Consider the following 13,315-nt stretch of genomic DNA (forward strand, 5'->3'; position numbering starts at 1 on the left):
TCACCCAGCCGGTACCCCTTCATCACTAAACGCCACCGCAAAAAAATGATGGACCATCACCCCGACCATCCCCACTCACCTTCCGCAAACCATCAAGGATGGATGCAGGAAAGCGACTGGACATGGCCGGGGTTGGGGTCAGTGCAGGTGTGTGCAGCTCAAGGCATCGGAATCCAGGGCGCTGAGGTGAGCAGCTTCAGACACGATCACCAGGGGCAACAGGTCTTGAGGCAGGTCATCCCAGTCCAGGGCGCGTTGGGTGGCCAGAGATAGGCTGTCTGTGTAGGTCATGGGAAATCCTTTCGGGTTTTGCGACGGTGGAGAAAGAAGAGCACCAGCAATCCCAGCAAGGCCAGGATCAGTGCGACGATGGGAAACAGGTAACAAAGCAAGGCGGTACAGGCCACACCCACCATGCGGGTGTTGGAGAACATCAGACCCAGCACGCCAGCAGCCATGAGGCCAGCAAGGATGTGGATGACCTGGGGTTTCAATCGCGCCCTTTCGGCAAGGGACGTGGAAACCGGGGCTTACGGCCTTTGTGGGGCTTGGAGACATGGACGTCAGCCGAAGAGGCTTTGGACACAGCCGCCAAGGCCACCCGGGCAAAACCCATTCCCTCCACATGCACGTGGTGCCTGGAGTTCTCGGGGTTCAGACGGATCAAACCCAGATCACGCAGGGCCGACATGACAAAACCACCGGTGTTGATGGATTTACCGGGGTGCAAGGCATGGAAGCTGCGGGATGTGAGTTCATGTCCACCCGCCACAAGGGCATCGATCCGATCACCTGAAGCCCAATCCCCACAGAACATGCCGCCTCCTGAGTTGGAGACGATGCGCAGGTGCAGGGTTTGGTCCGGGTGACGGCCTATGGCGTAGGTCAGTGTGGACCGGCCTGATACGGAGGTGCATTCAGCCGTACAGAGGCATTCAATGATGGGTAGTGCTTCTTCCTGGGGCTCTGGAGCATTCGGGGTTTTAGGGGTGTCCGTGTTGGCAGATTCGGTCACTGGGCTCATAGGGCCAACAGGGGTTTCGAGGTCAGACATGGGCGTCCTTTAAGGAGGGGTTGAACGGGATGGCAGGCTCAGGCTTGAGCCCTTTCACATAAGGTGCTGGGTTTTGCGCAATGGCTGCTGTTGGCTTTCACCGTTCAGAGCCAGCAGGTCAAGGCTTCCTGGGGGTGAATGCGGACAACATCAAGCAAGGCCATGGCGTCGGCCAGATCCCGGCTTTGACCACCGTCGTACTGGCGGATGGCGGCCCTTTCCAGCCACAGCTCTTGCAGGTGTTCAGGCAGGCGCTTGACCATGGAGGCCACGACAGGATCAATGGGTGGGGTGCGGGTCAAATAGGTTTCCTTTCTGGACTTGAGTTGATCTGGGCAATAAAAAACCGCCTCAATGGGCGGTTTGCGGGGGGGTGCCACGGATGATGGGTTTCGGGGTCTATGTGGCATGCGGCTTCTCCATGGCTGGGGCTGCGGTGACAGGGGTTTCTGCGAAGCGTTCACACAGGGCCAGCAAGGTGGCATCGGTGCAGGTTTTGGGCACATAAACCACCACGCCGAATCCATCGCTGGACAGGATGAAGGTGATCTCGTACCACTGGGCATGGTCTTCACAGACTTCCCAACTGGGCACAAAAGCTGGATCGCTCAAATCAAGGCCATGTCCAGCTTCGTAATTCAGGCTTGGCAATGACAAAGCGATTTCCAAGCTTTGTGCTGTGTCTCCCGTTTCCATGACGATGACGTGCATCAGGTCAGATAAGGGGAATTCGTCCAGCAGATCGGACAGGGATTCGATCCTTGCTGGCAGCAAAAGCCGTAACTCAGCATCGGGGTGATGGGTGGCAGCGGATTGGATGGATTCAGAGGTTTTGAAAATCTCCATAGGCAGAACTCCTTTCAGGTTGAAATGGGATGGGCAAAAGAAAAGCGCCCTGGGATTGCTCCGAGGGCGCTTGTGATGGATGATTTCTTCAGTTGGTCTTGGTTTCATTCCGGTTGACGACACGGATCATCTTGCCGTCTTTGTCAAACAGGATCGCCACGCCTTTGCTGGATGCCGACCCCATAACCGCCTGGGATCGCACCCAAACCACGCCAACCCTGCCATCAGCGGCATTGGTAATGCTCTGTGGCTTACCCAGTTTTTCCTTGGCTTGCTCCAGTGTGGTCACACCGGGCTGTAGTCGATCCACTTCGGCCATGTCGAAATCTTGACCGACTGACGCGCAGCCAACGATCAGTGCAACACCAGCCAACACACTTACAAAACGAACGCTCATTGAAGTACCTCCTAAAAAACGGTTGAAGAAATCAGGGTTTTTCCAATCGATCCAGCAGCTTGTAAGCCAGAGCGACGGACAGGGAAACGTCATCCACAGGACGGGCTTTCTTGGCCGCCATCACGACCAATAGCGCACCGGGGAGTACCAGGGCACCCACCGTGATCCAAGGGATGCCAAAGACGAATGTGGAAATGGCCGTGGCGATGCCGACGCCGGTTCCAGTGGCCACTAGGACGCCTGCAATGACCATCAAAGCACCCACACCACCCAGACCTGTGGTGGACAGCAGTTCATAGATTTGCCGGAAGTTGCGTGAATCACCTGTCAGTAGGTCATTCATGGCTTTCAAGGTGGATGCGATGTCCTCCTTGTGGGTGTCTGCATGCAGGTCTAGACACCGTTTGCCCCATACGGCCACCACACCCAGGGCTTGGTTTTTGAGGTCTTTGCCTTTCACTCCCAGCAGGGTCAGGCGGTCCAGATTGACGTTCAGCTCATCCCGTAAGACCTGTGACGGAGGCAGGCCAGCGGTGTCCTGACGGATGTAGTGCTGGGTACCGGCCTCATAGGTAAAGGCCGCCTTGGATGAACCCAGTACCTCGTTGACGGTGGCCAGAAAGTCCTTGCCGAATGCCTGCTTCAGAGCTTCGATGGCAGTGGCTCCGCTGACCATGGCTGCTGCGGCCTGTTCGAGGCGTTTGGAGCCGTCCTTGCGGCTTCCCAAGGCCTGGATCAGCCTTTCGGCAGCGGGCTTGCCGAACAGTGTTGCCAGTGACAGTGCGAGTGACATGCTTCTCCTTTTCGTTTTCGCAATTTTGCCGTATATATGCAGCAATTCAGATCGAGTGCTGAACCACCCTTGTCCGCTTTGGCGAGCACCAAGGTTGGAACCAGATCAAGCATTCGGGCAGGCTCTTCGGAACCTGCGAACACGTCGCAAGTGGAGTCAGACCGACTTGGCACTGCGCGCGGATGTCGATCGCAACTACATTTCTTTGGTGGAGCTGGGCAAGAACAGCCCAAGCGTTCGCATGGTGTTCAAGCTGTGCGATGCACTCGATACCAATCCATCAACGTTGATCGCAGATGTTGAACGCCGGATACTGCTTCAGTCGGCTCCGCCCAAGAGGAAACCACCCGTCAATCCAACGATCTGACCAGGCACAAAGACAAAAACCACCCAACGCCAAAGCATCAGGTGGTTTTCAGCAACCGCAACCCCAGCGCCTTCACAGACACCGGGATGGGTTTTCAGATCAGTGGAACTGCTCTTCTTCGGTAGAGCCTGTCAGGGCCTTCACGGAGGACGAACCGCCCTGGATCACGGTGGTCACGTCGTCGAAGTAGCCTGCGCCCACTTCCTGCTGGTGCGACACAAAGGTGTAGCCCTTGTCGCGTGCTGCGAATTCAGGCTCTTGCACCATTTCAACGTAGTGCTTCATGCCTTCGCCGCGAGCGTACGCATGGGCGAACTGGAAAGTGTTGTACCAGTTGATATGGATGCCAGCCAGCGTGATGAACTGGTACTTGTAGCCCAGTGCGGACAGCTCTTCCTGGAAGGAAGCGATCTGGCTGTCGTTGAGGTTCTTCTTCCAGTTAAACGATGGCGAGCAGTTGTACGACAGCAGCTTGCCAGGGCAGGCAGCGTGCACAGCTTGCGCGAATTCACGGGCGAAGCCGATATCTGGCACGCCAGTTTCGCACCACACCAGGTCAGCGTAAGGGGCGTAGGCCACGCCACGGCTGATAGCTTGTTCCAGACCGTTCTTCACGCGGTAGAAGCCTTCTTGTGTGCGCTCGCCAGTCAGGAAAGGCTTGTCGTTGGCGTCATGGTCAGAAGTGATCAGGTTGGCGGCTTCAGCGTCAGTACGTGCCAGCACGATGGTGGGAACACCCATCACGTCAGCAGCGAAGCGGGCAGCGATCAGCTTTTCGCAGGCTTCTTGCGTGGGCACCAGCACCTTGCCACCCATGTGACCGCACTTCTTCACCGCGGCCAGTTGGTCTTCAAAGTGCACGCCGGCTGCGCCTGCGGCAATCATGTTCTTCATCAGTTCGAAGGCGTTGAGCACGCCGCCGAAACCGGCTTCCGCGTCGGCCACGATGGGCAGGAAGTAGTCGATGAACTCCTTGTCGCCAGGGTTCACGCCACGGCCCCACTGGATTTCGTCGGCGCGCTTGAAAGTGTTGTTGATGCGACGAACCATGGTGGGCACCGAGTCGTATGCATACAGCGACTGGTCAGGGTACATGGTTTCGGACGTGTTGCCGTCGGCAGCCACTTGCCAGCCCGACAGGTACACGGCTTCCAGACCTGCCTTGGCTTGTTGCATGGCTTGGCCAGCGGAGATGGCGCCAAAAGCATTGACGTAGCCCTTCTTGGCGCCGCCGTTGATCTTGTCCCACAGCTTTTCAGCACCGCGCTTGGCCAGGGTGTACTCGATGGGCAGCGAACCACGCAGGCGCACCACATCAGCGGCGGAGTAACCGCGCTTCACACCCTTCCAGCGGGGGTTGGTCGCCCAGTCTTTTTCCAGGGCGGCAATTTGCTGTTCGCGGCTCAGTTGTTCGTTGAGGGATTGAGGCATGTGGACACTCCTGAGGTTGGTTGAAAACACCGGGCAATTTGCTCTGCCCATGGACACAACTTTAAGTCTTGTATAAGACACAAGCAAGCTCTTATGTCTTATACAAGAGATAAATTTTTTTATTTAAAAACAATGACTTAAATACATGATTCCTCAATGCGGTAGTTTGTTATCGCAATAAGAAATTTTTAGAGCAATCGAAACGTCTTTTTATTTCACAATGCAAAAATGAATTTTTACGATAAGAAATTTCTGCCAAGCCGAAAACGCTGAAGCTGGCTGGAGCCGCAACGAGCAGGAGTCCATCGGCCGTGCAGCCCCTACCCTCCTCACCCCAGGCTTTTGCGGCCCCTTACGCCAAGAGGCTCTCGGTACGCGTTCACAACCCAGCAAGCACCAACCGTCGTTCAACCAACTCCCTGTCTTGCGATGGCACACCAAGGTAGCCATGCCGGGTTGCATTACGAAGACAAAGCGCGCCGAAAACACCGGCAGGCAGTACGGCCATCGCAGTTGAGGGGCTTGCACGCGGGGGAGCCTCACACCCACGCATGCGTCAGTGACACGCCAACAAGGTGGGTTCCGTCGTGCATGATGCGGGGTTGTTTGCACTATTTGACGCTCGTTATGCACCACCCCAGCCGCCCCTTGGCCTACGTTTGTCTGGCACTCAGCATGGCCTTGGTGGGCAGTTATGTTGCCCTGTCCAAACCGCTGGCAGGGGTTATCCCGGTGTTCTTGCTGGCGTGGCTGCGTTTTGGGATTGGCGGTGTTGCCATGCTGGGCTGGCTGCGCAAGCCCGCAGACGAGCCCCCCATGAGCACACAGACCAAGCGATTGCTATTCCTGGAGTCGTTTCTGGGCAATTTCCTGTTCACCATGTGCATGCTTTATGGCGTCAGCCTGACGAGTGCGGTGTCGGCAGGTGTCACGATGGCGGCCATTCCGGCAGCGGTGGCCGTGATGAGCTGGGCGTTTCTGCGTGAACGGGTGCCGCCCCGGACGTGGGCGGCCGTGGCGCTCGCCGTGCTGGGAATTGCACTGCTATCGCTCTCAAAATCAGAGCACTCAGCGCACGGCGGAGTTGCGCAAGCGGGCAATAACACTGCCAATCTCACCTGGCTGGGGCAACTGCTGCTGATCGGCGCTGTGCTCTGCGAAGCCGCGTATTCGGTCATTGGCAAGAAGCTCACCGGCTCGCTGGGCCCCAAGCGCATCACCTCACTGATCAACGTCTGGGGGTTTGTGCTGGCCACGCCCTTGGGCCTGTATACCGCTTACAGGTTTGACTTTGCAGCCGTGGGCACGGGCATGTGGCTGCTGCTGGTTTTCTACGCGCTGGCTGCCAGCGTGTGGACGGTGTGGCTGTGGATGACGGGGCTGAAGTCCATCCCCGCCGCGCAAGGCGGCGTGTTCACCGTGATGCTGCCCGTGAGCGCGGCGCTGGTCGGGGTGTGCGTGCTGGGCGAAACACTCACCGGCATCCAGACCCTGGCCTTGGGCATTGCCTTGGCCAGCGTGCTGCTGGCCACTCTGCCGCCCCGCAAAACGGCCAGCCCAGCCTCAACCCAGCAGTGATGTGGCACTGACCACGATGCCGTCCTCGTCTGCATAAAGCCAATCGCCGGGGCGCACCCACACGCCCTGGATCAGCACGGCCACGTTGCTCTGGCCTTCATTGCGTTTTTCGGTCGGCAGCGGCATGAGCCCCAAGGCGCAGATGCCCACAGCGGCGGCCCGCAACTCCGCAGCGTCCCGCACGCAGCCGTTGACGACCACCCCCGCCCAGCCATTGCGGGCCCCAGCGGCTGCCAGGTTGCCGCCGACCAGTGCGCGGCGCAGCGATGCACCGCCATCCACCACCAGCACACGGCCTTGCCCAGGTGTATCGAGCGCGGCCTTGACCAGCGTGTTGTCTTCAAAGCACTTCACCGTTGCAACCGGGCCACAAAACACCCCCTTGCCACCGTAGTGAAGAAAGCCTGGGGGCAACACCCGGAATGCACCGCTGTCATCGGCTTTGTGAACGTCACACAAATCACAGGTGCTGAACGCAGCAGTTAGATGGTCAACCATGGAGAAAACCTTTTGTCAGAGAGGAAGAAAGCGGCCCCAGCGGACTCAAGCCGCCAGTTCCAACGCTCACATTGTCACCAGACATTGCAGGCGAGTCATGCCACACAGCCAGCCCACGTTTGTTAATCATTCATTGCCGTGCCACACAGCCAAGGTAAGGGCCGCTACAAATCGAGGCAAAAAAAGCCTTTTCTCCCTTGGAAACCCGTTTTTTTCAAAGTAGCATCGGCTGGCCAGTGGGAAAGCAGCTTTTCTCTGGTGAAGATTGATGTCCAAAAAGGAAAAACCCAACATGGCAACTGCAAAAAAAGCTCCGGCAAAGACCGCTGCGGACAAGGCCGCAGCACCGGCAAAGAAGCGCACTCCCAACGCAGCCTTCATGAAGGCCCTCACCCCCAGCCCCGCACTGGCTGCCGTGGTGGGCTCTGCGCCACTGCCACGCACGGAGATCATCAGCAAGCTGTGGGTCTACATCAAGGCCAACAACCTGCAAGACGCCACCAACAAGCGCAACATCAACGCCGATGCCAAGCTCAAGGAACTGTTCGGCAAACCTCAGGTTTCCATGTTCGAACTCGCTGGCCTGATTGGCAAGCACGTCAGCTGAGCCCCTCGCCCAGTGACGCAAAAGCCGGCTCTGCCGGCTTTTTGCTTTTTTGGGCCCCGCTGACCGTGGCGCCCTGGTCAGTTGGGCACTCTGTTGTTTACAAACACCAATACAAATGAGAATGACCCTCATTTGATACAATGCATAACAGCTGACAAACGCATAGCCATGCACAACACGCCCCGCTGCGTGAATCTAGCCATTGCCTCTGGTCTGCTCTTGGTACATCCCTCGCCCATGCTGCGCGGCCACCGCCGGTGCGTGCTGACGAGCGATGCCACACCACCTGCACCACCCATTTTCGGAGGCCACCTTGGCAAAAACCTGCGCACCGCGCGGCAGCAGCATGCTGCAATCGACTCCCTCTTCCGCCCCCCAGTCCGACAAAGTCTTGCTGCCCCTGGGCGCCATGATGCTGGCCGCCTCGGTTGGCAGTTGGGCGCAGACCGGCACCACACCCGAAGCCACGCTGCCCGCCGTGACGGTGAAGGAGCAGGCCGCCCCACAGGGCAAAGACACCCTGCTGATCAAGCAGACCACCGTGGGCAAGGGCAAGCAAGAGATCAAGGACATTCCGCAGTCGGTCACGGTGTTCACTGAAAAGCTGATGAACGACCGCAACCAGGACGATTTCCGCGAAGTGCTGCGCACCACCGCCGGCGTGACCTTCCTTGCAGGCGAAACGGGTGAGGAAGACGTGCGTCTGCGCGGCTTTTCGCTAGGCCAGGCCGGCGATATCTACAACGACGGCATGAAGGATGCCCCCCTGCTGGAGCGTGACACCTTCAACAACGACCGGGTTGAAGTGCTCAAGGGCTCGGCCTCTATGCTGTTCGGCAAGGGCTCGACCGGCGGCGTGGTCAACCAGGTGAGCAAGTCTCCCCTGCTGATCGACCAGCACGAAGCCTCGTACACCTACGGCACGGGCAACACGCACCGCATCACGGGTGACTTCAACTTCATCACGGGCGAAAACGCAGCCTTCCGCCTGAACGCCATGGTGCAGGAGTCCGACAACTTCGGTGCCAAGCAAGACAAGCGCGGCATTGCACCCAGCTTTGCCTGGGGCATCGGCACGCGCGATGAGTTCTCCATCGGCGCGTACTACCTGACCACCGAAGGCCGCCCGATCTACAACCACCCCTGGCGCCTGTCGTCTGACGGCAAGATCAACACCACGCTGCCCGCCCGCAACTTCTACGGGCTGGAAAGCGACTACAACAACACCGAATCCAAGTACATCACGCTGGGCCATATCCACCGCTTTGACGACAACGGCGAACTGAACACCCGCCTGCGCTGGGGCAACTACAAGCGCGACATGCTGGCCAGCACCATTGGCTTCCAGAACAGCGGCATCACCCTGGGTCAGATCAACGAAAGCACCGTGCTGACCCGTGGTTCCAAGGGTCGCATCGGCGAAAGCGATGTGCTGCAAGCACAAAGCGACTACAGCAACACCTTCAACTGGGGCGGCAAGAAGCACGCCGTGCTGGCGGGTGTGGACTATTACGACGACGACGCCAAGCGCAACCAAAGCTACGCCAACACCACACCCCGGCCCACGACCATCGTGGGCGCGCCCAACAACGGCGCCTCGGTGGTGGATGGTCGCGCTCCCGTGCAGTGGAACACCTTCACGTCGCGCAACCTGGGCCTGTATGCGCAAGACACCGTCTCGCTCACCAACACCCTCAAGCTGGTGGGTGGCCTGCGCTATGACGACTTCAGCGCGTCTTACCGCAACCCCGCCGGCACGATCAGCAACAAGATCTCGGACAGCCTGGTCAGCCCCCGCGTCGGCCTGATCTTCCAGCCCGACGAGCTGACTTCGTACTACGTGTCTTACGGCACTTCGTACAACACCTCGGGTGACACCTACCAGTTCGGCAATTTGGGAGCCACAACCAACCGCGCCGCCAACACTCCGCCCGAGAAGAGCCGCAACATCGAAATTGGCAGCAAGTTCGAGCTGTTCGAACGCCGCGCACTGCTGGGCGTGGCCATGTTCTACAGCGAGAAATACAACGAGCGCAACACCGACCCCGACACGGCTGCAGCGCAAGAGCTGCTGTCCGGCAAGCGCCACGCCACCGGCATGGAATTCAACCTGGCGGGTCGTCTGACACCCCAATGGGAAGTGTTCTTTAACCACACCTGGATTCCTGACGCCAAGATCGACCGCAGCAACGTGGTGCTGGCCGCCAACGGCGGCGGCGCGCAAGTGCAGGGCGATCGTCCCGGCCTCACACCCAAGCACAGCGGCAGCGTGTGGAGCACCTACGCCATCACGTCCAAGATACGTGCAGGCGCTGGTATTACTTACCGCGGCAAGCAAAACCCCGAGGGCTCGCGCGCCGTGTACGCCAGCGGTTTCGGTGTGGTGGATGCGATGGTCGAGTACGCCATCGACGACAAGACCTCCGTCAAGCTCAACGTGAACAACCTGTTTGACAAGGTCTATGCCGATGGCCTGTACCGCGGCTTCTACATCCCTGGCGCGGCACGCTCTGTGCAGCTGACCCTGAAGACCCGCTTCTGATCCCCTGCGCCCCGGCCCCTTGCCCACCTGCACACCATGTTCCTGCACATCCAGAACGTTCTGACCGCTGAGGAAATCGCTTTCTTCCAGCAAGCCCTTGGCCCGGACGCCCCCTGGGTGGACGGAGCACGCAGCGCAGGGGGCCAGGCGCAGCACCAGAAAAACAACCTGCAGCTGTCGCAAGCCAGCGAGCTGTCTGCCCAGCTGCAGGCCAAGGTGAAGGCGGCCGTGCACCGCAGCGCCCTGTTTTTTTCAGCGGCCCTGCCACGGCGCATCTTCAACCCGCTGTTCAATAACTACGGCGACGGCGCCAACTACTACGGCAACCATGTAGACAGCGCCGTCATGCACTCCAAGGCCGATGGCTGCTGGGTGCGCAGCGACCTGTCTTGCACGCTGTTCCTGACCGCGCCCGAAGACTACGACGGTGGCGAACTGGTCATCGCCCAGGCCCTGGGCGAAAAGCGCATCAAGCTGCCCGCGGGCGATTTGATCCTCTACCCCAGCAGCACCGTGCACCAGGTATCACCCGTCACGCGCGGGCACCGCATCTGCAGCTTCTTCTGGGTGGAGAGCATGGTGCGTGGGCTGGAGCAGCGCCAGCTGCTGTTTGACATGGACATGGCCTTGCTCAAGCTGCGCCAAAGCGTGGGCGAAACTGATCCTGCGGTGATTGCCCTGTCGGGCACGTACCACAACCTGCTGCGCATGTGGGCCGATGTGTGAGAACCTGTTCAAAGGCACCGGCAGCATCCCCCGATGCCTACCCACACCCACTTCAATCCACTCTCTTTTTGATAGCACCTTGCGCTTACTAGACAAGCGCCAGGTGCTTTTTTCATTGCAATGACCCATTCCCCCGCCCTGCAAAAGGTTCCCCCCACGGTGGTGAGCCTGGCCGACCACGAACAGCACGCGCGCCAGCAACTGGACGACAACGCCTGGGCCTACTTCAGTGGCGGGGCGGCCGATGAGATCACCCTGCGCGCCAACCGCAGCGCGTGGGACGCCCTGCCCCTGTGGCCGCGCGTGCTGCGCCCCCTGGCGGGCGGGCACACCCGCGTCAGCCTGCTGGGCCGCACGCTGGCGCACCCCATCTTGCTGGCCCCCATTGCCTTTCAGCGCATGGCCCACCCCGATGGCGAACTGGCCACCGCCTATGCCGCCGCAGCGCTGGGCGCAGGGCTGGTGCTCAGCACCCAGGCCAGCCTGCCGCTGGAGCCCATCGCCCAGGCGGTGCTCAGCGACCCAGGGCGCGGGCCGCTGTGGTTTCAGCTGTATCTGCAGCACGACCGGGGCTTTACCCAGGCCCTGGTGCAGCGCGCGGAAGCCGCAGGTTACGAGGCCCTGGTGCTCACCGTAGACGCCCCCACCAGCGGCATCCGCGACCGGGAGCGCCGTGCGCAGTTTCGCTTGCCGCCAGGCATCGGCCCGGTGAACCTGGCAGGCCTTCAGCCCCCGCCCGCACCGCAACTGCAACCTGGGCAAAGCGCACTGTTCGATGGCCTGCTGCACCAGGCCCCCACCTGGGACGACATCGCCTGGCTGCGCTCCATCACCCGCCTGCCCGTGCTGCTCAAGGGCGTGCTGCGCCCGGCTGACGCCACGCAGGCCGTGGCGGCGGGGGCGGCAGGGATCATCGTCTCCAACCACGGTGGGCGCACGCTCGACACCGCCCCGCCCACTGCGGTGGCCCTGCCCCGTGTGGCGCAGGCCGTGGCAGGTGCCGTGCCCGTGTTGGTGGATGGCGGCATACGCCGAGGCACCGATGTGCTCAAGGCCATAGCGCTGGGCGCCAGCGCGGTGCTGGTGGGCAGGCCTGCCGTGCACGGGCTGGCCCACGCAGGGGCTGCGGGCGTGGCCCATGTGCTGCGCCTGCTGCGCGACGAGCTGGAGGTGGCCATGGCCCTCACCGGCTGCAAAACCCTGGCGGATGCGCCAGCGGCATTGTCGGCTGACTGATCGAGCCATGGGCCCCGCCCCGGCTGGGTTGGCTTGGAACACGGCCTGGGCCATGTCAACCCTACCAAAACAAGGAATTGCATTGCAAATGCGATGGATTCGCATTTATAATTCATTCATTACCAACAGCCAGCTACTTAGCTTGCCGCCATGATCGTCTGTGTATGCCGCCGAGTTTCGGACCGAGAAATTGCCCGCCACGCCCGGGCGGGTCTGAGCTTTGACGAAATCCAGTTCGAACTGGGCGTTGCCACCCAATGCGGCCGCTGCGAGAGCTGCGCGCGCGATGTCGTGGCGCAATGCAGTGCGTCTCATCCGGTTGCTGCGGTGCACAATGACACCGCGCCACGGGCGATCCAGCTTGCCAGCTCCATCACGGAAAGCAAGGCATGGACCTCCTCTCTACACTCGCAGGCAGCTTGATCCTGGTGGCGGGCTCCGCCTGGTGGATCTTTCGCAAATAAACAAGGTCTTTTTGGCCTCTAGCGCTTATGCAGTAAGCGCTGGCAGCTATCATTTTTATGTCGCAGCCTGATCGTTTTGCCCCTGCTGGGGGCCTGAGTCGCAACACCGTCATCGTGGGCAGCGTGGTGCTGTTTCACGTTGCGGCCATCTGGGCCCTGCAGTCGGGCCTGGTGCGCAAAGCAGCCGAAGTGATTGTTCCCGCCGAGTTGCTCAGCGAGTTCATTGCCCCGCCCGCCCCCAAGGTAGCCCCCCCGCCGCCCAAGCCACCCGCGCCCACACCGCCCAAGCCAGCGCCGAAGGTGCAAGCGCCCAAGCCCACCCCGGCGCCCATGCCCCTGGCCATCAACGACCCCACGCCCGCGCCCAACGCGCCCACGGGGGTGACCACGCCGCAGCCGCCAGCGCCGCCCATCACCGAGCCCGTGGCCGCCGCCCCCGCGCCTGCGGCGCCGCCCGCGCCCCCGGCGCCGCCCAAGATCGAGCTGCCCTCCAGCGACGCCGCCTACCTCAACAACCCCAAGCCCAGCTACCCCGCCATCAGCAAGCGCATGGGTGAGCAAGGCAAGGTGGTGCTGCGCGTGCTGATCGGCACCGATGGCGCCCCGCAGAAGGTGGAAATCAATAAGTCCAGCGGCTACGAGCGCCTGGACCGCCAGGCCCAGGAGGCCGTGATGCGCTGGCGCTTTGTGCCCGGCAAGCGCAACGGTGTTCCCGAAGCCATGTGGAACCTGGTCCCCGTCAACTTTGTTCTCGAATAAACCAATCAACGCTTAGG

General features: G+C 60.6%; 18 protein-coding genes. 8 read left to right on the top strand and 10 right to left on the bottom strand.

Features of this window, described 5'->3' with window-relative positions:
• Positions 1-138: 138 nt before the first annotated feature.
• The 7 genes from IHV84_RS12840 to IHV84_RS12870 form a co-directional block, all read right to left on the bottom strand.
• Positions 139-291, bottom strand: coding sequence for a hypothetical protein (locus IHV84_RS12840; protein ID WP_198847150.1), 153 nt, complete (start codon positions 289-291; stop codon positions 139-141).
• Positions 288-458 carry a hypothetical protein gene (locus IHV84_RS12845; protein WP_198847151.1) on the bottom strand — a complete coding sequence of 57 codons (171 nt, stop codon included), beginning with the start codon at positions 456-458 and terminating at the stop codon, positions 288-290. The genes IHV84_RS12840 and IHV84_RS12845 overlap by 4 nt, the downstream gene beginning before the upstream one ends.
• Positions 459-490: 32 nt before the next feature.
• Positions 491-1,054, bottom strand: coding sequence for a hypothetical protein (locus IHV84_RS12850; RefSeq protein WP_198847152.1), 564 nt, complete (start codon positions 1,052-1,054; stop codon positions 491-493).
• Between the two features lie 104 nt (positions 1,055-1,158).
• A complete protein-coding gene (locus tag IHV84_RS12855; protein WP_198847153.1) occupies positions 1,159-1,356 on the bottom strand; it encodes a hypothetical protein in 198 nt (65 codons plus the stop codon).
• 97 nt (positions 1,357-1,453) lie between these two features.
• Positions 1,454-1,900, bottom strand: a complete 447-nt coding sequence (locus IHV84_RS12860) for a hypothetical protein (protein ID WP_198847154.1) — start codon at positions 1,898-1,900, stop codon at positions 1,454-1,456.
• Positions 1,901-1,988: 88 nt separating this feature from the next.
• Entirely contained in the window at positions 1,989-2,297 is a 309-nt protein-coding gene (locus IHV84_RS12865; protein ID WP_198847155.1) for a hypothetical protein, read from the bottom strand.
• 31 nt (positions 2,298-2,328) lie between these two features.
• Entirely contained in the window at positions 2,329-3,090 is a 762-nt protein-coding gene (locus IHV84_RS12870) for a hypothetical protein (RefSeq protein WP_198847156.1), read from the bottom strand.
• Between IHV84_RS12870 and IHV84_RS20650 the strand changes: the two genes are divergently transcribed.
• A complete protein-coding gene (locus tag IHV84_RS20650; protein ID WP_084601342.1) occupies positions 3,089-3,457 on the top strand; it encodes a helix-turn-helix domain-containing protein in 369 nt (122 codons plus the stop codon). The two genes, IHV84_RS12870 and IHV84_RS20650, sit on opposite strands and share 2 nt — an antisense overlap.
• Positions 3,458-3,556: 99 nt before the next feature.
• Here the strand turns inward: IHV84_RS20650 and aceA are convergent, their stop codons facing one another.
• Complete coding sequence (gene aceA, locus IHV84_RS12880; RefSeq protein ID WP_066783750.1) at positions 3,557-4,888, bottom strand: isocitrate lyase; 1,332 nt, start codon at positions 4,886-4,888, stop codon at positions 3,557-3,559.
• Between the two features lie 675 nt (positions 4,889-5,563).
• Here aceA and IHV84_RS12885 point away from each other — a divergent pair.
• Positions 5,564-6,466, top strand: coding sequence for a DMT family transporter (locus IHV84_RS12885; RefSeq protein WP_233099996.1), 903 nt, complete (start codon positions 5,564-5,566; stop codon positions 6,464-6,466).
• On the opposite strand, the gene rraA is transcribed toward IHV84_RS12885, so the two are convergent.
• On the bottom strand, positions 6,452-6,964 hold the full coding sequence (gene rraA, locus IHV84_RS12890) for a ribonuclease E activity regulator RraA (RefSeq protein ID WP_198847158.1): 513 nt from the start codon (positions 6,962-6,964) through the stop codon (positions 6,452-6,454). The two genes, IHV84_RS12885 and rraA, sit on opposite strands and share 15 nt — an antisense overlap.
• A gap of 126 nt (positions 6,965-7,090) precedes the next feature.
• On the bottom strand, positions 7,091-7,345 hold the full coding sequence (locus tag IHV84_RS12895) for a hypothetical protein (RefSeq protein WP_167336964.1): 255 nt from the start codon (positions 7,343-7,345) through the stop codon (positions 7,091-7,093).
• Between IHV84_RS12895 and IHV84_RS12900 the strand changes: the two genes are divergently transcribed.
• The 6 genes from IHV84_RS12900 (at position 7,257) to IHV84_RS12925 (ending at position 13,298) form a co-directional block, all read left to right on the top strand.
• Positions 7,257-7,571 carry an SWIB/MDM2 domain-containing protein gene (locus IHV84_RS12900; RefSeq protein ID WP_066696893.1) on the top strand — a complete coding sequence of 105 codons (315 nt, stop codon included), beginning with the start codon at positions 7,257-7,259 and terminating at the stop codon, positions 7,569-7,571. The genes IHV84_RS12895 and IHV84_RS12900 overlap by 89 nt on opposite strands.
• 346 nt (positions 7,572-7,917) lie before the next feature.
• Positions 7,918-10,113, top strand: a complete 2,196-nt coding sequence (locus IHV84_RS12905) for a TonB-dependent siderophore receptor (protein ID WP_198847180.1) — start codon at positions 7,918-7,920, stop codon at positions 10,111-10,113.
• 36 nt (positions 10,114-10,149) lie between these two features.
• The gene (locus IHV84_RS12910) at positions 10,150-10,839 is read left to right on the top strand and encodes a Fe2+-dependent dioxygenase (protein ID WP_198847159.1); all 690 of its coding nucleotides are present in this window, start codon (positions 10,150-10,152) and stop codon (positions 10,837-10,839) included.
• 120 nt (positions 10,840-10,959) lie between these two features.
• Positions 10,960-12,075, top strand: coding sequence for an alpha-hydroxy acid oxidase (locus IHV84_RS12915; RefSeq protein ID WP_198847160.1), 1,116 nt, complete (start codon positions 10,960-10,962; stop codon positions 12,073-12,075).
• Between the two features lie 150 nt (positions 12,076-12,225).
• Positions 12,226-12,498, top strand: coding sequence for a bacterioferritin-associated ferredoxin (locus IHV84_RS12920; protein ID WP_082758652.1), 273 nt, complete (start codon positions 12,226-12,228; stop codon positions 12,496-12,498).
• Between the two features lie 98 nt (positions 12,499-12,596).
• Positions 12,597-13,298 carry an energy transducer TonB gene (locus IHV84_RS12925; RefSeq protein WP_198847161.1) on the top strand — a complete coding sequence of 234 codons (702 nt, stop codon included), beginning with the start codon at positions 12,597-12,599 and terminating at the stop codon, positions 13,296-13,298.
• The last annotated feature ends 17 nt before the right edge of the window (positions 13,299-13,315 follow it).

It is taken from the genome of Acidovorax sp. IB03 (genome assembly GCF_016406015.1).
In the GTDB taxonomy this organism is placed as follows: Bacteria; Pseudomonadota; Gammaproteobacteria; order Burkholderiales; family Burkholderiaceae_C; genus Acidovorax; species Acidovorax temperans.